The sequence below is a fragment of the Pseudomonas sp. R4-84 genome (assembly GCF_054130985.1).
Genome location: NZ_CP096390.1, coordinates 2,346,055 through 2,367,506 on the forward strand (window position 1 = coordinate 2,346,055; position 21,452 = coordinate 2,367,506).

The window sequence follows — 21,452 nt, forward strand, 5'->3', positions numbered from 1 at the left end:
TGCTGCGCAACCCAGCGGGAGCAAGCTCCCTCGCCACAGAAGCGTGTTTCATTGCTACCGCACTTGCACCCAACGCTCCTCACTCGCCGCCACGCGAATCGCCGCCGCCAGCCGCTCCACTTCCCAGGCCTCTTCGAAATCCGTCCCGCTGCCACCTTCACCTGCCAGCGCCATGATCAATTCCTGCACCTCCAACGTCTTCAGTTCGTTGTAGCCCAGCTGGTGCCCGGCGGCAGGGCTGAACGCGGCATAGCCGGGTAGATCCGGGCCGGCCAGCAGACGCTGGAAACCCGCCTGGCCGGCGCGGCACACCCGCAGCTCGTTCAGCCTTTCCTGGTCGAACGCCAGCGTGCCGAGTGTGCCGCTGATTTCGAAGCTCAGGTGATTCTTGCAGCCGTGCTTGAGCCAACTGCTGCTCACCGTGCCCCGGGCGCCGCTGGCAAAGCGCAGCAGTGCATTGACCTGATCATCCACCGCGATCGCGCGTTGTTCGGTGCTGCCAACCTTGGCAGGACGCTGTTTGTGCACGGTTTGGCTGTCGGCACACACAGCCTCTACCTCGCCCAACAAATGCCGCGCCATCGCCAGGAGATGGCTGCCCAGGTCCGCCAGCGCGCCACCGGCGTGCGCGGCCTCGCAGCGCCACGACCAGGGCGAGGCCGGGTCGGCCATGAAATCTTCGCTGAATTCGCCCTGGAAACTGATGATCTGTCCAAGCTCTCCGCGCTGGATCATCCCCCGCGCCAGTTGGATGATCGGGTTGTGTTGGTAGTTGTAGCCGACCCGCGTCACCACGCCAGCCGCCTTGGCTGCCCGGCGCATCTGCTCGGCCTGTTCCAGGGATACCGCCAACGGCTTTTCACAATAGACCGGCTTGCCCGCCGCCAACGCGGCCATGGCCATCGGAAAGTGCAAATGATTGGGCGTGGTAATGGCGACCAAATGAACCTTCGGGTCGTCGATCAGCCGTTGCCAGTCACTGTGAGCCGTCTCGAACCCCCAGCTCTGGGCGCATTGCCGGGCACGTTGCGGATCGGCGTCGGCCAGGGCCGCCAGTTTCAGGTTCAAGGGGAGGTCGAACACCGCCTTGGCATTTTGGAACGCCAAGGCATGGGCACGGCCCATGAAGCCGGTGCCAATCAGACCGATGCCGAGTTCACGCATGAGAAGAGCCCTTTGAATTTTTATTTTCAGGAGGGCTCTTTATGGAATAAATATTCGCTAATTGCAAATACTGGAATAAATATTCATTCTGCTGCCGCTCAGCATCCCTTGTGGGAGCGAGCTTGCTCGCGATTGCGGTGGATCAGCCGGTACTGTTGTGCCTGATGCAACGCTATCGCGAGCAAGCTCGCTCCCACAGGAATTCCAAAGGTCTGCCTCGCGGCTCGTTGTCAGGAAAGGAACCCGCCATCCACATTCAACGCCACGCCCGTGGTATAGCTCGACGCATCGCTCGCCAGGTACAACACCGCGCCGGCCATTTCGCTCGGGTCGGCCACGCGCTTGAGGGGAATCTGCGCCAGGGCGGTTTTGAGGATGGCGTCGTTCTTGACCAGCGCTGAGGCAAACTTGGTATCGGTCAGGCCCGGCAGGAGGGCGTTGCAGCGGATGCCGAACTGCGCGCATTCCTTGGCGAAGACCTTGGTCATGTTGATCACCGCGGCCTTGGTGACCGAGTAGATGCCCTGAAAGATTCCCGGGGAAATGCCGTTGATCGACGCCACGTTGATGATGCTGCCGCCACCGTTTTCGCGCATCAGCTTGCCGGCCTCCACCGACATGAAGAAATAGCCGCGAATGTTCACGTCCACGGTTTTCTGGAACGCGCCCAGGTCGGTGTCCAGCACGTTGCAGAATTGCGGGTTGGTGGCGGCGTTATTCACCAGGATATCCAGACGCCCGAACTGTTCGCGGATGCCGGCGAACACCTGGCTGATCTGCTCCATTTCACCAATGTGACAGGCAATGGCGGTGGCCTTGCCGCCGGCGGCGATGATGGCGTCAGCGACATGCTGGCAACCATCGAGCTTGCGGCTGGAGACGATCACGTGGGCGCCTTGCTGGGCCAGCAGTTTGGCGATGGCTTCGCCGATGCCGCGGCTGGCGCCGGAAACGAAAGCGATCTTACCGTCGAGGTCGAACAACTGGGTCTTGGACATGCTGTTTCCTTGTTATAGGTGCGCTCAGAGCGTGGATTTGCTGATGACTTGCAGGCTCATCTGCTCCAGCAGCTTGTTCATCTGAACGAACTGCGCGAAGCGTTTGTCCTGGGTCTGGCCATGGAAAAAGCGGTAGTAGATCTGCTGGACGATACCGGCCAGGCGGAACAGTCCATAGGTGTAGTAGAAGTCGAAGTTGTCGATGCGAATCCCGGCGCGTTCGGCGTAGTAATCGACGAACTCACGGCGGGTCAGCATGCCCGGCGCGTGGCTTGGCTGGCGCCGCATCAGTTGCACGGGCGCCGGATCACCGGCTTCGATCCAGTAGGCGAGGCTGTTGCCCAGGTCCATCAACGGATCGCCGAGGGTGGTCAGTTCCCAATCCAGCACGCCGATGATCTGCATCGGGTTGTCCGGGTCCAGGATGACATTGTCGAAGCGGTAGTCGTTGTGGACGATGCTCGATGTTGGATGGTCGGCGGGCATCTTGTCGTTGAGCCAGGCCTTGACCGTCTCCCATTTCGGCGCATCGGGCGTCAAGGCCTTGTCGTAGCGGTCGCTCCAACCACGGATCTGCCGGGCCACGTAGCCCTCGGGCTTGCCCAGGTCGGCCAGGCCGCAAGCGGTGTAGTCGACGCGGTGCAGCTCGACAAGCCGGTCGATGAAGCTCTTGCACAATGCTTCGGTGCGGGCGGCGTCGAAGCCCAGTTCCGGTGGCAGCTCGGAGCGCAAAATGATGCCCTTGACCCGCTCCATCACGTAAAACTCGGCGCCCATCACCGACTCGTCGGTGCAATGGACGTAGGCTTTCGGGCAGTACGGAAAACCTTCACGCAATTGATTGAGGATGCGGAACTCACGGCCCATGTCGTGGGCCGATTTAGCCTTGTGACCGAACGGGGGCCGGCGCAGGACGAACTCCTGTTCAGGGTATTCGAGCAGGTACGTCAGGTTTGACGCGCCACCGGGAAACTGGCTGATCACCGGCGTGCCGGTCAAGCCAGGAATGTGGGCCTTGAGGTACGGGTCGATCAGGTTGGCATCGAGTTCTTCACCGTCGCGCACGCGGGTGGACTGATCAGTAACTGCCATGCTTATCCCTTCTGCTTATTTTGGAGGCCATCGATCATTGGCTAATCTAATGGCGTGCGACAGCCGTCACAAGCACGCCGGGGTCTTATAGGTTAGCGTGTTGCTGGGTGATCAGCGGATTTGATGAGCCGTGGTTGCGTCTGGCCTACCGGTCAACGCAAGCCTGCGCATCGGGTAGCTGCACTGGCGTCAGCACCGGCTTGCCGGAAAAGAACGCGTTCAGGTTCTCACCCACTAACTCCACCGTGGCGCGTGTCGCTTCCGGCGACAGGCCGGCCACGTGAGGCGTGAGCACGACATTGGGCAAGTGTTTCAGGGCGTCAGGCACTTCGGGCTCGTGATCGAACACATCCAGCGCAGCCCCGGCAATTCGCCGGTGTTCAAGGGCGCTGATGAGTTCGGTCGTGGCGACCACGCTGGCCCGGGCGATATTCACCAAGAAACCGTGGGGCCCCAGGGCATCGAGGGCTTGCTTGTTGATCAATTGGCGGGTGTCCAGGCCTCCGGGCGTGGCGACAATCAGGAAATCCGACACCCTGGCGAGCTCGGTGGGGGTGGCGCAGAAGGCGTAGGGAACATCGCTGCGCACGCGACGGTTGTGGTAGCTGACCTGCATGTCGAAACCGAGGGCGGCCCGCTTGGCAATGGCCATGCCCACGGCGCCGAGCCCCAGGATGCCCAGGTGCTTGCCCGCGAGGGAAGGGCGCATGGTTCGCGGCCACTCGCCACGGCGCAGGGCCGCGTCGGATCGAGGCACATCGCGCACCAACGCCAGCAACAACGCCATGGCATGGTCGGCCACCGAGGAGGCATTGACCCCGGCACCGTTGGTGACGACGATGCCTCGCTCGCTGGCGGCTTGCAGGTCCACTTGCTCATAACCGGCGCCGATTACACAGATGATCCTGAGGTTGGGCAAAGCCGTCATTTCTTCAGCCGTCAAACCGAGGGGGCCACGGGTCAACACCACGCTGAACCGGTCGCCGTGTTCGAAAATCGCTGTCTTGCGTTCGGCGGGCGTGGGCGCCAATTCCAAGTGATAACCCTGGCGCTCCAGGATTGGCAGGTATTCGTTGACGGTTTCAACCAGTACCAGAACGGTTGCGGTCATGCTGGGCTCCTGTAGGCGCTTTTCGATCATCGATATTCAACCTGATTGTAGGAGCCGGCGGGAGGGATGGCCTGGGCTTTTTTATGATCATTTGTCCTGCTGCGCTGTTCTTGTGGGGGCGAACTGGAAAACGCTGCTCCGCAGAACCGCTCCTCAGCTAAGTCTTTGCTTCTGCTCGTTAATCCCGGACAATCGCGCCCCTGTTTCGGCCAGGGGCGCTGCCTGTCGGGTTTTTCCGACTCGTCCCGGCCGGGTGCATGTGACCGGAAAGCGGAGATCCGACCGGATGAATGATCAGGCCAACAGCGTCGAAGAGCGCTTTGAAACGACAGCCCCAGCCACCCTCAGCCAATGGAGTCGCCAAGACACGACCTGGATGCTGGGCCTGTTTGGCACCGCCATTGGTGCCGGCACGCTGTTCTTACCGATCAATGCCGGCCTTGGCGGTTTCTGGCCGCTACTGGTGCTGGCGGTGCTGGCGTTCCCCATGACGTTCTATGCGCATCGGGGCTTGACCCGTTTTGTATTGTCCGGCCGCGACGGCGCGGACATCACCGAGGTGGTGGAGGAGCATTTCGGTATCAAGGCCGGTGCGCTGATCACGCTGTTGTACTTCTTCGCCATCTTCCCGATCTTGCTGATCTACAGCGTGGCGCTGACCAACACGGTCGGCAGTTTCCTGGAGCACCAGCTGCACGTGCAGCCGCCGCCCCGGGCCTTGTTGTCGCTGATGCTCATCCTCGGCCTGCTGGCCGTGGTCCGCTGCGGCGAGCAGGTCATCGTCAAGGCCATGAGCCTGATGGTCTATCCCTTTATCGTGGCGCTGTTGTTTCTGGCGGTGTTCCTGGTGCCCCATTGGAACGGCGGGATCCTGAGCGCGGCGTCGACGGTGCCGCAGCCTTCGGCGTTGCTGCATACCTTGTGGCTGGCGATTCCGGTGATGGTGTTCTCATTCAACCATTCGCCGATCATCTCGGCATTCGCAGTGGACCAGAAACGCCGCTACGGCAATGACGCTGAAAAGCGCAGTGCGCAGATCCTGTCGCGCGCCCATGTGCTGATGGTCGTAATGGTGCTGTTCTTCGTGTTCAGCTGCGTGCTGACCCTGTCCCCGGCACAACTGGCCGAGGCCAAGGCGCAGAACCTGTCGATCCTGTCGTACCTGGCCAACCACTTCAGCAACCCGACCATCGCCTTCGCGGCGCCGTTGATTGCTTTCGTGGCGATCGCCAAATCCTTCCTCGGGCATTACATCGGCGCCAGCGAAGGCCTCAAGGGCTTGATCGTCAAGAGCGGCCGCCGCCCAGCCCCCAAGACCCTGGACCGCCTCACGGCAGCGTTCATGCTGGTGGTGTGTTGGGTTGTCGCCACTCTCAACCCAAGCATCCTGGGCATGATCGAAACCCTGGGCGGCCCGGTGATCGCGGCGATTCTGTTCCTGATGCCGATGTACGCCATCCGCAAGGTCCCGGCCATGGCTCGTTATCGCGGACAAGCGTCGAATGTCTTTGTGGTAGCGGTGGGTTTGGTGGCGATTACTGCGTTGGTCTATTCCCTCTTGGCCTGACCTTTTTTTGTGGGAGCAAGCTTGCTCCGGGCGGCGTTCCGGCGAAAGCGGCGAGTCAGCTTTCATCAAATCCCAGGCATAAAAAAACGCCGCCCCTCGTGAGAGGGACGGCGTTTTTAGGCGGGCGTCTTAAGCGTTACGCTTGGACGACCGGGATGTTGGCGTTTGCAGCCGCTTCACGGAACTCGGCGATCTGGTCGAAGCTCAGGTAGCGGTACACGTCCGCTGCCATGCTGTCGATCTTGCCGGCGTATTCCATGTACTCCTCGACGGTCGGCAGGCGACCCAGGATGGACGCTACGGATGCCAGTTCGGCCGAGGCCAGATAGACATTCGCGCCGTCACCCAGACGGTTCGGGAAGTTACGGGTCGAAGTCGACACCACGGTGGAGTTCGGCTCGACGCGTGCCTGGTTACCCATGCACAGCGAGCAGCCTGGCATTTCCATCCGAGCACCGGCCTTGCCGTAGATGCCGTAGTAGCCTTCTTCGGTCAGTTGGTGAGCGTCCATCTTGGTCGGTGGCGACAGCCACAGACGGGTTGGCAGCTGACCCTTGACCTGATCCAGCAGTTTACCGGCAGCGCGGAAGTGACCGATGTTGGTCATGCACGAACCGATGAACACTTCGTCGATCTTCTCGCCAGCAACGCTGGACAGCAGACGGGCGTCGTCCGGGTCGTTCGGCGCGCAGAGCACAGGCTCGCTGATGTCGGCCAGATCGATTTCGATGACTTCGGCGTATTCGGCGTCGGCATCGGCTTCCATCAGTTGCGGGTTGGCGATCCAGGCTTCCATCGCTTGGGCGCGACGTTCCAGGGTACGCGCATCGCCGTAGCCTTCGCCGATCATCCAGCGCAGCAGGGTGATGTTGGACTGCAGGTACTCGGTGATCGACTCTTTCGACAGCTTGATGGTGCAACCGGCAGCCGAACGTTCGGCCGAGGCGTCGGACAACTCGAACGCCTGCTCCAGGGTCAAGCCTTCCAGGCCTTCGATTTCCAGGATGCGGCCGGAGAAGGCGTTTTTCTTGCCTTTCTTCTCGACGGTCAGCAGACCGTTCTGGATAGCGAAGTAAGGAATGGCATGAACCAGGTCACGCAGGGTGATGCCAGGTTTCATCTTGCCTTTGAAGCGCACCAGGATCGATTCCGGCATGTCCAGCGGCATGACGCCGGTGGCAGCGGCGAACGCGACCAGGCCGGAACCGGCCGGGAACGAGATGCCCATTGGGAAACGGGTGTGCGAGTCGCCACCGGTGCCCACGGTGTCTGGCAGCAGCATGCGGTTGAGCCACGAGTGGATGATGCCGTCGCCCGGACGCAGGGAAACGCCGCCGCGGGTCATGATGAAGTCAGGCAGGGTGTGGTGGGTGGTGACGTCGATCGGCTTCGGATAGGCCGCGGTGTGGCAGAAGGACTGCATCACCAGGTCAGCCGAGAAGCCCAGGCACGCCAGGTCTTTCAGTTCGTCACGGGTCATGGGACCTGTGGTGTCCTGGGAACCCACGGTGGTCATTTTCGGTTCGCAGTAGGTGCCAGGACGAACGCCTTGGCCTTCTGCCAGGCCGCAAGCCTTGCCGACCATCTTCTGCGCCAGGGTGAAACCCTTGGTGCTTTCAGCAGGCGCTTCAGGCTTCTTGAACAGGTCGAACGGTGGCAGGCCCAGTTCGGCGCGAGCCTTCTCGGTCAGGCCACGGCCGATGATCAGCGGAATGCGGCCACCAGCGCGGACTTCGTCCAACAGCACCGGGGTCTTCATTTCGAAGGTGGTGATGACTTCGTCGGTGCCGTGCTTGCAGACTTTGCCGGCGTGCGGGTACAGGTCGATCACGTCGCCCATGTTCATGTTCGACACGTCGAACTCGATCGGCAGTGCCCCGGCATCTTCCATGGTGTTGTAAAAGATCGGTGCGATCTTGCTGCCGAAGCAGAAACCGCCTGCGCGCTTGTTCGGCACGTAGGGAATGTCGTCGCCGAAGAACCACAGCACCGAGTTGGTGGCCGATTTACGCGAGGAGCCGGTACCCACCACGTCGCCGACGTAGGCGATCGGGAAGCCCTGGCCGCGCATTTCTTCGATCTGCTTCATCGGGCCGGTCTTGCCTTGCTCGTCCGGAACGATGCCGTCACGGGCCATTTTCAGCATGGCGAGGGCGTGCAGCGGGATGTCAGGACGCGACCAGGCGTCCGGGGCAGGGGACAGGTCGTCGGTGTTGGTTTCGCCGGTGACCTTGAACACGCGCAGGCTGATCTTGTCGGCCAGCACCGGGCGCTTCTTGAACCACTCGCCGTCAGCCCAGGATTGCAGCACGGCCTTGGCGTGAACGTTGCCGTTCTTGGCTTTTTCAGCCACGTCGTGGAAGGCGTCGAACATCAGCAGGGTGTGCTTGAGTTCTTCGGCGGCGACTGGCGCCAGCTCGGCGTCGTCCAGCAGCTCGACCAGGGTCACGATGTTGTAGCCACCCTGCATGGTGCCGAGCAGTTCTACAGCGCGCTTCTTGTCCAGCAGAGGGGATTGGGCCTGGCCCTTGGCCAGGGCGGACAGGAAGCCGGCCTTGACGTAGGCGGCTTCGTCGACGCCTGGCGGAACACGATTGGTGATCAGGTCAACGAGGAAGGCTTCTTCGCCAGCCGGAGGATTCTTCAGCAGCTCGATCAGGCCTGCGGTTTGTTCGGCGTTAAGCGGCTGGGGAACGATACCCAGGGCTGCACGCTCTTCGATATGTTTGCGGTAGGCTTCAAGCACAGTTATTACCCTCATCAGTGGTCCCAAATGGGTGTCCGGGACGCTCATCCAGAAACTCACGGCACTCATGCGCGACAGGGGCTTTTTGGGCCTCCACGCCAGAGTTGACGGAGTTCCTCACAGAAGCTGCTTTCAAAGTTTTACGCCTGCAGAACGGGGAGCTGATGAGGGTTGGCGTTGGGCTTTCCCCGCTGGAAAGACCCTTCGCCAACACCGCTCTGAAGGAACGACTGTGCTCGTGACGCTTTGAAAACAGCTTCTAACGGACATTGGCGCCTTAAAAGGCTGGCTGATTCTACGGGAAAAAAAAATTAAAGGTAAGTTGGGCTTCCAGGTTTGAGGGGTGATCAATCTTAGACAAAGGGCTAACATGCCCGTCTGTCCTGTTTTTGCGTGTGCGTTGCCTTATGCCCAACCAGCTCATCAAGACCCCCTGCGTCGGCCTCTGTTCCACTGTCTACGGTGACCTGGTCTGCCGTGGCTGCAAGCGGTTCCACCATGAAGTGATCCACTGGAACGGCTACAACGAGGAAGAAAAACGCGCGGTGTGGATGCGGCTCGAGCAACTGCTGGTGCAGGTAATGGTGGCGAAGCTGGAGGTTTTCGACCCGGCGTTGCTGCGTCAGCAACTGGAGGCGCGCAAGATCCGCTTCGTGCCGCACCAATCGGAATATTGCTGGGCCTATCAACTGATCGCCCGGGGCGCGCGGGTGATCAATAACCTGGAAGCGTACGGCATGGTCCTGTTGCCGGAGTTTCGCGATTGGGACCTGCCGGACCTGCGAGATGCCATTGATCGGGAATTCTTCCTCCTGTCCGAAGCGCATTACCAACGTTATATCGCGCCGGGGTTCCTCAAGGATGCGATGGACGGCTGACAGCCTGTCATTCGGACCAGATAGCTTTTGTGGCGAGGGAGCAAGCTCCCTCGCCACGGAAACTCGGCTGAATCCACAAAGCCTCAACCCTTGTACGCCAACTCTACCAGGTGGTCTTCGACTTCCTGTGGCTTGAGCACCAGCACATCGCTTTCCAGCGCATCGAGCACGGCTTCGGCGGTATTGCCGATCAACACGCCTGACAAGCCGGAGCGCGCCACGGTGCCAATCACGGTGACCGCGGCCTGAAGCTTGTGGGCCATGTAGGGAATCAATACGTCCGCCGGGCCTTCCTGGATGTGCAGATGCTGGTCATCGATGTCGAACTCGGCCTGGAACGCCCGGCATTGTTCGCGATAACGCGCTTCGATGGTTTCCTTGAGCTGGAAGGTCGGGTCGGCCGACGAGAGCATCGGTGACGGGTGGGCGCTGATTACATGCAGGTGCGCCTTGGCCAGGAGGGCAATGTCATAGCCGTGATCGATGATGGTCGAGTGCAGGTGACGATGCTCGCCATCGGCATTGCCGACATCGACTGCCGCCAGGATGACCCGGTCTTTCCAGGAACCGCACGTCTTGACCAGCAGCACCGGAGTCGGGCAATGGCGCAGCAACTTCCAGTCCGCCGGGGTCAGCAGGGCTTTTTTCAATGGGCTGTCCGGGAAGTGTTGCTTGATGACCAGGCCACAGCCTTCGGCCTGCTGCACGTCGATGATGGTTTCGTAGAGGCTTTCGTTCCAGGCCTGTTCGGTGGTGACGCTATAGCCGTCGGCCAGCAATGCGCTTTTCAGCACGCTGAGCAGGCCGGCATGATCGTGGTGTTTGTCGCATGCCAGCAGATGCAGATGAGCCTGGGTTACTCCGGCGATCAATTTGGCGCGCTTGAGCGCAAGGCTTTCCGAATGTTCGGGTTCGATGACCACCAGGATGCTGCGAATGGCTTGCATGATCGGCGTCTCCAGCAATAAAGAGGCATGGCGTTGCTCAACTATAGTTGCTATGGATGGCGCGTCGACTTGATGCATATCAATCGGTGTGACTGGTGGTCTGGAGGCAGGCCGGTATAATCGGCGCCCTTTGCTCGACTACCTTTTCCGTGAGCCCCATGATCCTTCCCGAAATTCACGAGTTCCTCGGCTGCCGCACCCCCGATGCCTGGGTCCAGGCTGCGCTGGCCGATCAGGAAACGCTGCTGATCGACCACAAGAACTGCGAGTTCAAGGCCGCCAGCACCGCCCTGAGCCTGATCGCCAAGTACCATTCCCATGTAGATTTGATCAACATGATGTCGCGCCTGGCCCGGGAAGAGCTGGTGCATCATGAGCAGGTCATGCGCCTGATGAAAAAACGCAAGGTAGGTCTTCGCCAGCTCTCTGCCGGGCGCTATGCCTCGGGCTTGCGCAAAGTGGTGCGCAGCCACGAGCCGGTGAAACTGGTGGACACCCTGGTGGTCGGCGCCTTCATCGAAGCCCGCAGCTGCGAGCGATTCGAGGCGCTGGTGCCGCATCTGGACGAGGAACTCGGCAAATTCTATTTCGGCTTGCTGAAAAGTGAGGCCCGGCACTTCCAGGGTTATCTGAAGCTGGCTTATCAGTATGGAGACGCCAAGGACATCGCCCAGGTGATCGACAAGGTTCGCGAGGCCGAGCGCGAGCTGATCGAGTCGCCGGATGGGGAGTTCCGGTTCCACAGCGGCGTGCCGGCCTAACGGGTCAAACCCAACCGTTCATGCCACTGGGCAATCGATTCCTCGGGATATACCTCGAACTGCTGGTCGCCCGGATGCGCCTCGACTTCCACCCACGGCGCCTTGGAACCCAGCATCAGGTGGGTGTGCTCCGGCGGTACCGGCAACGGCGTGTCGATGGCTGAGGCAAACGGATGGATCAGCTCCGGCCACTCGGGGCTGAACAACCACAACCCCGAACCGCAAAGCGAACAGAAATGCCGTTCGGCGCTGCTGCGATGGGCGCGTTTATCGCCTTCATCCTTGAGTCGCGCATGGTAGACCGTGATGTGCTTGCGGCCTTGCACCTTGAGACTCTTCGCATCGCCCCCCAGGTTGACCGCAAAACCGCCGCCGCCCATGGTCTTGCGACAGATCGAGCAATAGCAGCGCTGGTAAGGGTAGGGATGGGTGCTGTCCAGGCTGAACGAAACGGCGCCGCAGTGGCAGGATCCTTCGAGGTGCATGGGGGAACCTTCGGTTAGGGACTGAATAATCTGGACAACCTCGATGGGGTGATGTTCTCAACTTTTGAGTTGATGCGCCGACGTCAGTGGAAGAGCTTGCCGGCGATGAACGATCATGCGGACTTGATTTTGGGCACCCGCCACAAATACCAAGCCGCCACCGTCCGATAAGGACTCCAGGCCTGGCCGATAGCGATGATCTGCCGGCGATTCGGCTGAGTCTCCAGACCTTTTAGCCGTCGATATCCTTCGCGAACCCCAAAGTCATCCGCCGGCAAGACATCCACTCGTTCCAGGCTGTAGATCAACAGCATCTCCACGGTCCAGCGCCCGACGCCGCGCAGGCTGACCAGGCGCTCGATCAGTGCTTCATCGTCCATGGCCCGGGCCGTGGCGTAATCCGGCACGATCCCATCCAGTGTCGCCTGGGCGATGCCCTGGAGGGTCGCGAGCTTGCTCGCGGAGAATCCGCAACTGCGCAGTAGCGTGCTGTCTGTTGCCAACAGTTGTTCGGGGGCGGGAAACGCGGCGGGGGCAAACAGCGCGACAAGCCGCCCGAGAATGGCGTCCCCGGCCTTGGCGTGCAGTTGTTGGTAGGCAATCGCCCGCACCAGTGCTTCATAGGGATCGCGGGCCGGCTTGGGTTGCAGCAGGCACGGGCCGACGGACGCGATGTGACGCCGCCAGTCTTCGTCAAGATTGGCCAGGAAAGTACTCGCTTCGTCGTAAGGCGTGCTCATCCGGATCTCTGTTCGGGGCTGATCAAAACGCCAAGGGCAACGAAACCTGCACCGCGGCTTTTTCCAGCCGCAACAGAAACGCCTTGCGCGGCTGGCCGCCACCGTAACCGGTCAGCGCGCCGTCCGCGCCGATCACCCGATGGCAGGGAATGACGATCGCCAGGCGATTCTGCCCGTTGGCCAAGCCCACGGCGCGGCTGGCGCCAGGGCTGCCCAGGGCGCAGGCGACGGCGCCGTAGCTGCGGGTTTCGCCATAGGGGATCTTTTGCAGTTCGGCCCAGACCCGGACTGCAAAGGCACTGCCAGGCATGTGCAGCGGCACGTGGAAAATCGTTTGTTTGCCGGCGAAATAATCCGCCAGTTCGGTTTCGATCTGTTGCAAATGAGCGTTATGCCCCGGGGCGACCGTGTAGCCGTAGCGTTGCTGCAGTTCTTCCAATTCTTTGGTCAAGGCCGGGCGGTCGAGAAATTCCAGCAGCACCAGTCCGCGACGTTCGGCCATGGCCAGCATCGGCCCCAGAGGGGTTGTCAGTCGGGTGAACAGCAACGGTTCGCTGAGGCCGGCGCGGCCGGGGGTGATATGAAAAGACTTCACGAACGCATCACGAAAACCGCTCAGGGATTCATAGCCGGAATCGAACGCGGCGTTGTCGATCGAGGCGCCTTTCTTGATTCCGCCCAAGGCGATGCCCAGGCGCCGGGTCCGAAGGTAGGCGTGAAAAGTCATGCCGAAATGCTGTTTGAACCAGCGGCGCAGCTTCAGCGGTTCGATGCCCTGTTCGTGCAGCAGCGCATCGGTCCAGCGCACGTCGGGCCCGGCATCCACGGCTTTGAGCAGCGCCTGGATCCAGGCCGGTGCGATGGCCGCGGCATCCAATGGCTTGCAGCGCAGGCAGGCTCGATAGCCGGCCGACATGGCCTCGTCGGCGTGGGCGAAGAACTCCACGTTCTCCGGCTTCGGCTTGCGTGCCGTGCAGCTGGGACGACAGAAAATGCCGGTGGTCTTGACCGCGGTGAAAAACACCCCCTCGTAGGCGGTGTCTCGTTCGAGCATGGCGCGGACCATTTCGGCGTGGGGCGGGAGCAGCGAGTCTTGTAGGTTCATGGGAGGAGCATAGAACCGTGGCCCCAAGCCCTCCACCGAAAAATCGACAGTGAATTTGCCGATATCAATATTTCCAGAACACTGGCGTGAACAACACCAGCACCGTCAGGATCTCCAGGCGTCCCAGCAGCATGCCGAGGGTCAGCAGCCATTTCGCCGCGTCCGGCAGGGTCGAGAAGTTGCCGGCCGGGCCAATGATATTGCCCAGGCCCGGGCCGACGTTGCACACGGCGGTGGCGGCGCCGGTCAAGGCGGTCGTCCAATCCAGGCCGATCAGCGCGAGGCCCAGGGCGATGGCGCCGATGGTGATCGCGAAGAAGAACGAAAACGTCAGCAGCGAGCGAACGATTTCCTCGTCGATGGGGTGATTGTTGTACTTCTTCTGGATCACCGCCCGGGGGTGGATCAGTTGCTTCAAGCTGCCCATCAACAGGACCTTGGCGACCTGAAACCGAAAGATCTTCAGGCCCCCGGCCGTGGACCCCGAACAGCCGCCGACGAACGTCAGGTAAAAGAACAGCAACAGGGCGAAGCTGCCCCACAACGTGTAGTCCCCCAGGGCCACGCCAGTGGTTGTGACCACGGAGGTGACGTTGACCGCGACGATACGGACCGCGTCCCACCATGCATGGTCGCTGTTCAGGCTCAGCCAGGTGCCGACCGCGAGCCAGGTGACCACCAGAAAGCCTATGAACCCCCTGACTTGCTGGTCCTTGAGCAAGGCGCGCCGGTGGCCTCGCAATGTCGCCACATACAGCGTGTAGGGCAGCGACCCCGCCATCATGACCACCACCGACACCCAATGGACCGCCGGTTGCGGCCAATGGGCGAGGGACGCATCGGAGGTGGAGAATCCTCCGGTGGAAATCAGCGACATCGCATGGTTGATCGCCTCGAAAGGCGTCATGCCGGCAAGCCACAGCGCCAACGTCGAGAGCGCGGTCAAGCCTACGTAGATCCACAGGATGTAGTTGGCCGCGACATGCGAGCGCGGCGTGACTTTCTCCGACCAATCCGAAGATTCGGTCTGGAACAGCCGCATGCCACCGACCCGCAATAACGGCAGGACCGCCACGGCCATGCCGATAAAGCCGATTCCACCGAGCCAGTGCAGCATCGAGCGCCATATCAACAGGCCGGGCGATGCCGTGTCCAAACCGGTCAGGATGGTCGAGCCGGTGGTAGTGATGCCGGACATGGTCTCGAAAAACGCATCGGTGTAGCTGATGTGCTGAATGAGCACCATTGGCAGGGCGGCGAACGCACAGACGAATACCCAACTGGCGGTGGTCAGCAGGTACATTTCCCGGGGCCGCATCTGGGCCTGTTCCGGTCTTCCACGGGCGACCAGTGCCACACCGCAGACAAAAGTGATCAGGCTCGACCAGAGAAACGCCGACAAGTCATCGTTGCGCTCGTAGAACATCAGCGTGAACAGCGGAATCGCCATGCTGACCGCGAGGGTGATCAGGAAAATCCCAAGGATGAAACCGATGAGACGCAGAACCGCTATGGACATGGATAACGCCTGATTCAAAAGCTGCACAGTATCGATTTGGCGAGTCGGTCAGCGCGTAAAGTTTGCGTAAAAAAAGAAGCGGGCGTGCTTGATGACGAAGGCAGTTTTCTTCAATACCCGTGCGGGCAACCCGTTTAACTTGGGGCCTCTTTCCTCAAACGAAGAAGATATGTGATGAGCTTGATATTATCCATGGCGACCTTTGCGCTGGTCGCGTCCATTACGCCGGGCCCGGTCAATATCGTGGCCCTCAGTTCCGGCGCTCGGTACGGTTTGCGCGCCACCTTGCGCCACGTCGCCGGCGCCACCCTGGGGTTTGTCCTGCTGCTGGTCTTGATGGGGTTGGGGTTGCACGAAGTCTTGCAGCGCTGGCCGGGGCTCACCCGCGTGGTGCAACTGGCGGGGGTGGCGTTCCTGTTGTTCATGGCCTGGAAGCTGGCGATGGACAACGGCGAGCTGGGTGAGCGGGACGAAGGGCGCGCGCCGTCGATGATCTACGGCGCACTGATGCAGTGGCTCAACCCCAAGGCCTGGCTGGCCTGCGTGGCGGGGATGGGCGCTTTCGTCGCCGATGGCGAGGCATCGCTGGTGTGGCAGTTCGCGGCGATCTATTTGGTGATCTGCTACCTGTCCGTGGGCTGCTGGGCATACGCCGGCAGCTTCCTGCGTACCTGGCTGGGGAATCCGGTGACCATGCGCCTGTTCAATCGGGCCATGGCGGCGTTGCTGGTGGCGAGCGCGGTGTATCTGTTGTTGCCGTGAGCAACCCGTCCTTGGGGTTGGAGCGCTGTCGGGGCGAGGCAGTGTCAGCCTCGGTATTGCCCGGGCGTGGCGGCCAGGTGTTGCTTGAATGCCCGTTGGAAATGCGCCTGGTCGGCAAAACCGCTTTGCAGCGCGACATCGGCAATCAACTTGCCCTCGCGCAATTGGCGACGGGCGAATTGGATCCGGCGATTGATCAGGAAAGCGTGGGGCGTCATACCGTAGTGACGCTTGAAGGCCCGGCTCAAGTAGGACGGCGAGAGCTGTGCAAACGCGCAGATATCCTCGAGCTTGAGGGCTTCGGTGCAATGGTCATGGATGAACTGCGCGGCCCGCATCAAAGCAGGGTGACTGCCCCGGTCCGGGCGCCCGGCCGGATTGAGCCGATGCTGGAGGTCGGTGAAAAACGCCTCGACGGCATCTTTTTTGGCGCGGGTATCGACCTGTTCATCCACCAGTATTTCGTAGAGCTCGCACAGGCCGGAGAAAAGCGCGGCATCGCGGCTGTGGGTGGTGTCGAACGCCTGGAACTCCATGGACGGATCAAAGCCGATCCGCCGTTGCAGGTCCCTTAGCCATTGGGTATCGACATACAGCATCACGTAGGACCAGGGTTGATTGTCGATGGGATTGCAGGCGTGGACGTCGCCAGGATTCATCAGCACCACCGTGCCACCCTCGACCTGGAAGCTCGACTGCTCATGCAGATACGTGCTGCGCCCGGCAGTGATCGCACCGATCGAGAAATGGTCGTGGGAGTGACGCGAATAACAGACCTTGCGCCCATCGGCGATGGCCCGGGCTTCGATGAAAGGCAGCGCCGCGTCGTGCCAGAAACGTGGGGCAGCGTCATGGTTGGCGGGCTTCATCGATCGATGTCCTGTTTTGTTGGCTGTGCCTGAGTGTATTCGCCTGCGCCCAAAAATGCCCGTTCGAGATCGGTGCGGGTCTGGACGGGGTTGCAAGTTCGTTCCACAGATAATGTGCAGAGCAAAAAAAACGCCGCTTGACCTTTCCAGGCCAAGCGGCGTTTTTGTTGCAACGCGAAGATTATTCTTCGATGTTGCCCATGGCGGTGGTGTTGAAGCCGCCGTCCACGTACATGATTTCACCGCTGATGCCCGACGCCAGGTCAGAGCACAGGAAGGCGCCGGCGTTGCCGACTTCTTCGATGGTGACGTTGCGACGCAGCGGGGTTTGCGCTTCGTTGGCGGCCAGCATCTTGCGGAAATTCTTGATGCCGGAAGCGGCGAGGGTGCGGATCGGGCCGGCCGATACGCAGTTCACGCGGGTGCCGTCCGGGCCCAGGGAGCCGGCCAGGTAGCGAACGCCCGCTTCCAGGGAGGCCTTGGCCATCCCCATGACGTTGTAGTTCGGCATGGTGCGCTCGGCGCCCAGGTACGACAGGGTCAGCAGGCTGCCGTTGCGGCCTTTCATCATTTCACGGCCGGCTTTGGCCAGGGCCACGAAGCTGTAGGCGCTGATGTCGTGGGCGATGCGGAAGCCTTCGCGGGTGGTGGCTTCGGTGAAGTCGCCGTCCAACTGGTCGCCCGGGGCGAAGCCCACGGAGTGCACGATGCAGTCCAGGCCATCCCACTTCTTGCTCAGTTCTTCGAAGACCTTGGCGATTTCTTCATCGCTGGCCACGTCGCATGGGAAGCACAGCTCCGGGCTCGAACCCCAGCCTTGCGCGAACTCTTCGACACGACCCTTGAGTTTGTCGTTCTGATAAGTGAAGGCAAGCTCAGCGCCCTCGCGATGCATGGCGGCAGCGATGCCGGATGCGATGGACAGCTTGCTGGCGACACCGACGATCAGTACGCGCTTACCGGCGAGAAAACCCATGTGTTGCTCCTCTTTCAGGTTATTCGGCAGTTGTTGGGGCCAGGAAGGCGGCCTCCAGCAACTGCTGTGTATAGGGGTGTTGCGGCGCGGCGAATATGCTGCGGGCATCACCTTGTTCGACCACTTGGCCATGCTTGACCACCATCAGCTGGTGGCTCAGCGCTTTGACGACAGCCAGGTCATGGCTGATAAACAGGTACGTCAGGTTGTACTTGGTTTGCAGCGACCGCAACAGCTCCACCACCTGGCGTTGCACGGTACGGTCCAGGGCCGACGTCGGCTCATCCAGCAGAATCAACGCCGGCTTGAGCACCAGGGCCCGGGCAATGGCGATGCGCTGCCGTTGCCCTCCGGAAAATTCATGGGGGTAGCGGTTCCGGGTTTCCGGGTCCAGGCCTACCTCCTTCAATGCCGCGATTATCGCTTGTTCCTGTTCTGCCGGGGTGCCGATCTTGTGGATCCGCAACCCTTCGCCGACGATCTGGCTCACACACATCCGTGGGCTCAGGCTGCCGAACGGGTCCTGAAACACCACTTGCATCTCCCGGCGCAGCGGCCGGACCTGCTGCTGTGACAGGCAGTCAAGCTGCTGGCCCTCGAAGCGGATCGCGCCCTGGCTGCCGATCAACCGCAAGATCGCCAGCCCCAGGGTCGACTTTCCGGAACCACTTTCGCCGACGATGCCCAAGGTCTGGCCCTGGGGCAGGCTGAAGCGGATTCCGTCCACCGCCTTGATGTAATCCACCGTACGCTTGAACACGCCTTTCTTGATCGGGAACCAGACTTTAAGGTCCTCGACCTGCAACAGCGGCGGGCCGACGACGTTGTTTGCCGGGTTGCCGCTGGGCTCGGCGGCCAGTAATTCCCGAGTGTACGGATGTTGCGGCGCGCGGAACAACTCTGCGCACGATGCCTGTTCGACGATGCAACCGCGCTGCATGACACATACGCGGTGCGCAATTCTTCGCACCAGGTTCAAATCGTGGCTGATAAGCAGCAGCGACATGCCCAGGCGTGCCTGCAAATCCTTGAGCAGTTCGAGGATTTTCAGCTGCACGGTGACGTCCAGCGCGGTGGTCGGTTCGTCGGCGATCAGCAGTTCCGGCTCATTGGCCAAGGCCATGGCGATCATCACCCGTTGCCGCTGGCCACCGGACAGTTCATGGGGCAGGGCCTTGAGGCGCTTGTGCGGATCAGGAATGCCGACCAGCTCCAACAGTTCAAGGGAGCGGCGGGTAGCGACCTTGCCAGTCAGGCCCTTGTGGATGCCGAGCACTTCGTTGAGCTGTTTTTCGATGCAGTGCAAGGGATTCAGCGACGTCATCGGCTCTTGGAAAATCATCGCGATCCGGTTGCCGCGAATATGGCGGATGGTTTTTTCCTTCAGGCCCAATAGGTCCTGGCCCGCGTACTGGATGGTTCCGGTGGGATGATGGGCCAGCGGATAGGGCAGCAAGCGCAGGATGGAGTGGGCCGTCACGGACTTGCCCGAACCGCTTTCGCCCACCAGGGCCAGGGTTTCGCCTCGCTTGATGTCGAAGCTGACGCCTTCGACCACCCGCTGGCGGCGTTCGCCGACGACGAACTCCACCGCCAGGTCGCGTACTTCGATCAGATTGTCCTGGTTCATTTCACTTCCTCGGATCGAAGGCATCGCGAGCGGACTCGCCGATGAACACCAGCAGGCTCAGCATGATCGCCAGTACGGCGAACGCGCTGATGCCCAGCCACGGCGCCTGGAGGTTGGACTTGCCCTGGGCTACCAGCTCGCCCAGGGAAGGCGCGCCCGCCGGCAGGCCGAAGCCGAGGAAATCCAGGGCGGTGAGGGTGCCGATGGCGCCGGTGAGGATGAACGGCATGAACGTCATGGTCGAGACCATGGCGTTGGGCAGGATGTGGCGGAACATGATCGCGCCGTTCTGCATGCCCAATGCCCGAGCGGCGCGCACGTATTCCAGATTGCGGCCGCGCAGGAACTCGGCGCGCACGACGTCCACCAGGCTCATCCAGGAAAACAGCAGCATGATGCCCAGTAGCCACCAGAAATTGGGCTGGACGAAACTGGCGAGGATGATCAGCAGGTACAGCACCGGCAACCCGGACCAGATCTCCAGGAAGCGCTGGCCGGCCAGGTCCACCCAGCCACCGTAGAAACCCTGCAGGGCACCGGCGATCACCCCGATGATCGAGCTGAGCACCGTCAGCGTCAGGGCAAACAGCACCGAGATACGAAAACCGTAGATCACCCGCGCCAGCACATCGCGCCCCTGGTCATCGGTACCGAGCCAGTTCACCGAGGAGGGCGGCGCCGGTGCCGGGACTTTCAGGTCGTAGTTGATGCTCTGGTAGCTGAACGGAATCGGTGCCCACACCACCCAGGCGTCCTTGGCGGCCAGCAGCTCACGGATGTACGGGCTCTTGTAGTTGGCCTCCAGCGGGAATTCGCCGCCAAAGGTGGTCTCGGGGTAGCGCTTTAGGGCCGGGAAATACCAGCCGCCGTCGTAATGCACCACCAGCGGTTTGTCGTTGGCGATCAGCTCGGCGCCGAGGCTCAGCACGAACAGCACCAGGAACAGCCACAGCGACCACCAGCCGCGCTTGTTGGCCTTGAACAGTTCGAAACGGCGGCGATTGAGAGGGGACAGGTTCATCTCAATGCTCCCGGCTTTCGAAATCGATGCGCGGATCGACGAAGGTGTAGGTCAGGTCGCCAATCAATTTCACCACCAGCCCCAGCAAGGTGAAGATGAACAGTGTGCCGAATACCACGGGGTAGTCGCGGTTGATCGCGGCTTCGAAACTCATCAGGCCCAGGCCGTCGAGGGAGAAGATCACTTCCACCAGCAGCGAGCCGGTGAAGAAAATGCCAATGAAGGCCGAAGGAAAGCCGGCGATCACCAACAACATTGCGTTGCGAAACACATGGCCATACAGCACGCGGTTGCGGGTCAGGCCCTTGGCCTTGGCGGTAACCACATACTGCTTGTTGATTTCATCGAGGAAGCTGTTCTTCGTCAGCAGCGTCATGGTGGCGAAGTTGCCGATCACCAGCGCGGTCACTGGCAAGGCCAGGTGCCAGAAATAGTCGAGGATCTTGCCGCCCAGGGTCAGTTCATCAAAGTTGTTGGATGTCAGCCCACGCAGCGGGAACCAGTCGAAATAGCTGCCGCCGGCAAACACCACGATCAACAGGATGGCAAACAGGAACGACGGGATCGCATAGCCGACGATGATCGCCGAACTGGTCCACACATCGAAATGACTGCCGTGCCGCGTCGCCTTGGCGATCCCCAGGGGGATGGACACCAGGTACATGATCAGTGTGCTCCATAGCCCGAGGGAGATGGACACGGGCATCTTTTCCTTGATCAGGTCAATGACCTTGGCGTCGCGGAAGAAACTGTCACCGAAGTCCAGGCGGGCGTAGTTCTTGATCATGATCCACAGGCGCTCCGGGGCGGACTTGTCGAAGCCGTACATGCGCTCGATTTCCTTGACCAGCGCCGGGTCCAGGCCCTGGGCGCCGCGGTAAGAGGAGGAACCTGCCACCGATACCTCGGCACCGCCGCCAGCGATGCGGCTGGTGGCGCCTTCGAACCCTTCGAGCTTGGCGATCATTTGCTCCACCGGGCCGCCGGGCGCGGCCTGGATGATGACGAAGTTGATCAGCAGGATGCCGAACAGCGTCGGGATGATGAGCAACAGCCGCCGAAAAATATAAGCCAGCATCGG

At 61.2% G+C, this 21,452-nt stretch carries 19 protein-coding genes; 4 read left to right on the top strand and 15 right to left on the bottom strand.

Features of this window, described 5'->3' with window-relative positions; genetic code table 11:
• Window positions 1-54: 54 nt before the first annotated feature.
• From M1D68_RS10895 to M1D68_RS10910, 4 genes are all read right to left on the bottom strand, one after another.
• Complete coding sequence (locus tag M1D68_RS10895; RefSeq protein WP_457970323.1) at window positions 55-1,164, bottom strand: Gfo/Idh/MocA family protein; 1,110 nt, start codon at window positions 1,162-1,164, stop codon at window positions 55-57.
• A 230-nt stretch (window positions 1,165-1,394) separates the two neighbouring features.
• Window positions 1,395-2,162 carry an SDR family oxidoreductase gene (locus tag M1D68_RS10900; protein WP_003180553.1) on the bottom strand — a complete coding sequence of 256 codons (768 nt, stop codon included), beginning with the start codon at window positions 2,160-2,162 and terminating at the stop codon, window positions 1,395-1,397.
• 24 nt (window positions 2,163-2,186) lie between these two features.
• A complete protein-coding gene (locus M1D68_RS10905; RefSeq protein WP_434650830.1) occupies window positions 2,187-3,254 on the bottom strand; it encodes a phosphotransferase family protein in 1,068 nt (355 codons plus the stop codon).
• 145 nt (window positions 3,255-3,399) lie between these two features.
• On the bottom strand, window positions 3,400-4,365 hold the full coding sequence (locus M1D68_RS10910) for a 2-hydroxyacid dehydrogenase (RefSeq protein ID WP_457970326.1): 966 nt from the start codon (window positions 4,363-4,365) through the stop codon (window positions 3,400-3,402).
• Window positions 4,366-4,651: 286 nt separating this feature from the next.
• On the opposite strand from M1D68_RS10910, the gene M1D68_RS10915 reads away from it, so the two are divergent.
• Window positions 4,652-5,932 (top strand): serine/threonine transporter, encoded by a 1,281-nt coding sequence (locus tag M1D68_RS10915; RefSeq protein ID WP_457970328.1) that lies wholly within the window; start codon window positions 4,652-4,654, stop codon window positions 5,930-5,932.
• Between the two features lie 136 nt (window positions 5,933-6,068).
• On the opposite strand, the gene acnB is transcribed toward M1D68_RS10915, so the two are convergent.
• Window positions 6,069-8,678 carry a bifunctional aconitate hydratase 2/2-methylisocitrate dehydratase gene (acnB, locus tag M1D68_RS10920; protein WP_249877324.1) on the bottom strand — a complete coding sequence of 870 codons (2,610 nt, stop codon included), beginning with the start codon at window positions 8,676-8,678 and terminating at the stop codon, window positions 6,069-6,071.
• 407 nt (window positions 8,679-9,085) lie between these two features.
• On the opposite strand from acnB, the gene M1D68_RS10925 reads away from it, so the two are divergent.
• Window positions 9,086-9,556 (top strand): DUF1289 domain-containing protein, encoded by a 471-nt coding sequence (locus M1D68_RS10925; protein ID WP_420766577.1) that lies wholly within the window; start codon window positions 9,086-9,088, stop codon window positions 9,554-9,556.
• An 83-nt stretch (window positions 9,557-9,639) separates the two neighbouring features.
• Here M1D68_RS10925 and M1D68_RS10930 read toward each other — a convergent pair whose 3' ends face one another.
• Window positions 9,640-10,503 carry a universal stress protein gene (locus M1D68_RS10930; RefSeq protein WP_420766576.1) on the bottom strand — a complete coding sequence of 288 codons (864 nt, stop codon included), beginning with the start codon at window positions 10,501-10,503 and terminating at the stop codon, window positions 9,640-9,642.
• A gap of 158 nt (window positions 10,504-10,661) precedes the next feature.
• Between M1D68_RS10930 and miaE the strand changes: the two genes are divergently transcribed.
• Window positions 10,662-11,264 (top strand): tRNA-(ms[2]io[6]A)-hydroxylase, encoded by a 603-nt coding sequence (miaE, locus tag M1D68_RS10935; protein ID WP_420766575.1) that lies wholly within the window; start codon window positions 10,662-10,664, stop codon window positions 11,262-11,264.
• Here miaE and M1D68_RS10940 read toward each other — a convergent pair.
• The 4 genes from M1D68_RS10940 to M1D68_RS10955 all read right to left on the bottom strand — a co-directional run bounded on the left by M1D68_RS10940 (window position 11,261) and on the right by M1D68_RS10955 (window position 15,113).
• Window positions 11,261-11,749, bottom strand: a complete 489-nt coding sequence (locus M1D68_RS10940; protein ID WP_434674965.1) for a GFA family protein — start codon at window positions 11,747-11,749, stop codon at window positions 11,261-11,263. The genes miaE and M1D68_RS10940 overlap by 4 nt on opposite strands.
• Window positions 11,750-11,862: 113 nt before the next feature.
• Window positions 11,863-12,489: a DNA-3-methyladenine glycosylase family protein gene (locus M1D68_RS10945; RefSeq protein ID WP_434563721.1), complete on the bottom strand. Its 627-nt coding sequence runs from the start codon at window positions 12,487-12,489 to the stop codon at window positions 11,863-11,865.
• Window positions 12,490-12,511: 22 nt separating this feature from the next.
• Window positions 12,512-13,594 (bottom strand): bifunctional transcriptional activator/DNA repair enzyme AdaA, encoded by a 1,083-nt coding sequence (locus M1D68_RS10950; RefSeq protein ID WP_457970331.1) that lies wholly within the window; start codon window positions 13,592-13,594, stop codon window positions 12,512-12,514.
• Between the two features lie 64 nt (window positions 13,595-13,658).
• Window positions 13,659-15,113 (bottom strand): TrkH family potassium uptake protein, encoded by a 1,455-nt coding sequence (locus M1D68_RS10955; RefSeq protein WP_457970333.1) that lies wholly within the window; start codon window positions 15,111-15,113, stop codon window positions 13,659-13,661.
• A 174-nt stretch (window positions 15,114-15,287) separates the two neighbouring features.
• Here M1D68_RS10955 and M1D68_RS10960 point away from each other — a divergent pair, with 174 nt between their 5' ends.
• A complete protein-coding gene (locus M1D68_RS10960; protein WP_420766570.1) occupies window positions 15,288-15,875 on the top strand; it encodes a LysE family translocator in 588 nt (195 codons plus the stop codon).
• A gap of 44 nt (window positions 15,876-15,919) precedes the next feature.
• Here M1D68_RS10960 and M1D68_RS10965 read toward each other — a convergent pair whose 3' ends face one another.
• From M1D68_RS10965 to M1D68_RS10985, 5 genes are all read right to left on the bottom strand, one after another.
• Window positions 15,920-16,744, bottom strand: coding sequence for an AraC family transcriptional regulator (locus tag M1D68_RS10965; protein ID WP_457970335.1), 825 nt, complete (start codon window positions 16,742-16,744; stop codon window positions 15,920-15,922).
• 181 nt (window positions 16,745-16,925) lie between these two features.
• Entirely contained in the window at window positions 16,926-17,720 is a 795-nt protein-coding gene (gene fabI / locus M1D68_RS10970; RefSeq protein WP_003202751.1) for an enoyl-ACP reductase FabI, read from the bottom strand.
• Window positions 17,721-17,739: 19 nt separating this feature from the next.
• Entirely contained in the window at window positions 17,740-19,350 is a 1,611-nt protein-coding gene (locus M1D68_RS10975; RefSeq protein ID WP_420766568.1) for an ABC transporter ATP-binding protein, read from the bottom strand.
• Between the two features lies 1 nt (window position 19,351).
• The gene (locus M1D68_RS10980) at window positions 19,352-20,371 is read right to left on the bottom strand and encodes an ABC transporter permease (protein WP_434563729.1); all 1,020 of its coding nucleotides are present in this window, start codon (window positions 20,369-20,371) and stop codon (window positions 19,352-19,354) included.
• Window position 20,372: 1 nt separating this feature from the next.
• Window positions 20,373-21,449: a microcin C ABC transporter permease YejB gene (locus tag M1D68_RS10985; protein ID WP_420766566.1), complete on the bottom strand. Its 1,077-nt coding sequence runs from the start codon at window positions 21,447-21,449 to the stop codon at window positions 20,373-20,375.
• Window positions 21,450-21,452 lie beyond the last annotated feature (3 nt).

Bases quoted from the DNA above. Each gene is read 5' to 3' on its own strand.
- M1D68_RS10895 (WP_457970323.1), bottom strand. From the start codon at position 1,164: ATGCGTGAACTCGGCATCGGTCTGATTGGCACCGGCTTCATGGGCCGT.
- M1D68_RS10900 (WP_003180553.1), bottom strand. From the start codon at position 2,162: ATGTCCAAGACCCAGTTGTTCGACCTCGACGGTAAGATCGCTTTCGTT.
- M1D68_RS10905 (WP_434650830.1), bottom strand. From the start codon at position 3,254: ATGGCAGTTACTGATCAGTCCACCCGCGTGCGCGACGGTGAAGAACTC.
- M1D68_RS10910 (WP_457970326.1), bottom strand. From the start codon at position 4,365: ATGACCGCAACCGTTCTGGTACTGGTTGAAACCGTCAACGAATACCTG.
- M1D68_RS10915 (WP_457970328.1), top strand. From the start codon at position 4,652: ATGAATGATCAGGCCAACAGCGTCGAAGAGCGCTTTGAAACGACAGCC.
- M1D68_RS10925 (WP_420766577.1), top strand. From the start codon at position 9,086: ATGCCCAACCAGCTCATCAAGACCCCCTGCGTCGGCCTCTGTTCCACT.
- M1D68_RS10930 (WP_420766576.1), bottom strand. From the start codon at position 10,503: ATGCAAGCCATTCGCAGCATCCTGGTGGTCATCGAACCCGAACATTCG.
- miaE (WP_420766575.1), top strand. From the start codon at position 10,662: ATGATCCTTCCCGAAATTCACGAGTTCCTCGGCTGCCGCACCCCCGAT.
- M1D68_RS10940 (WP_434674965.1), bottom strand. From the start codon at position 11,749: ATGCACCTCGAAGGATCCTGCCACTGCGGCGCCGTTTCGTTCAGCCTG.
- M1D68_RS10945 (WP_434563721.1), bottom strand. From the start codon at position 12,489: ATGAGCACGCCTTACGACGAAGCGAGTACTTTCCTGGCCAATCTTGAC.
- M1D68_RS10950 (WP_457970331.1), bottom strand. From the start codon at position 13,594: ATGAACCTACAAGACTCGCTGCTCCCGCCCCACGCCGAAATGGTCCGC.
- M1D68_RS10955 (WP_457970333.1), bottom strand. From the start codon at position 15,113: ATGTCCATAGCGGTTCTGCGTCTCATCGGTTTCATCCTTGGGATTTTC.
- M1D68_RS10960 (WP_420766570.1), top strand. From the start codon at position 15,288: ATGAGCTTGATATTATCCATGGCGACCTTTGCGCTGGTCGCGTCCATT.
- M1D68_RS10965 (WP_457970335.1), bottom strand. From the start codon at position 16,744: ATGAAGCCCGCCAACCATGACGCTGCCCCACGTTTCTGGCACGACGCG.
- fabI (WP_003202751.1), bottom strand. From the start codon at position 17,720: ATGGGTTTTCTCGCCGGTAAGCGCGTACTGATCGTCGGTGTCGCCAGC.
- M1D68_RS10975 (WP_420766568.1), bottom strand. From the start codon at position 19,350: ATGAACCAGGACAATCTGATCGAAGTACGCGACCTGGCGGTGGAGTTC.
- M1D68_RS10980 (WP_434563729.1), bottom strand. From the start codon at position 20,371: ATGAACCTGTCCCCTCTCAATCGCCGCCGTTTCGAACTGTTCAAGGCC.
- M1D68_RS10985 (WP_420766566.1), bottom strand. From the start codon at position 21,449: ATGCTGGCTTATATTTTTCGGCGGCTGTTGCTCATCATCCCGACGCTG.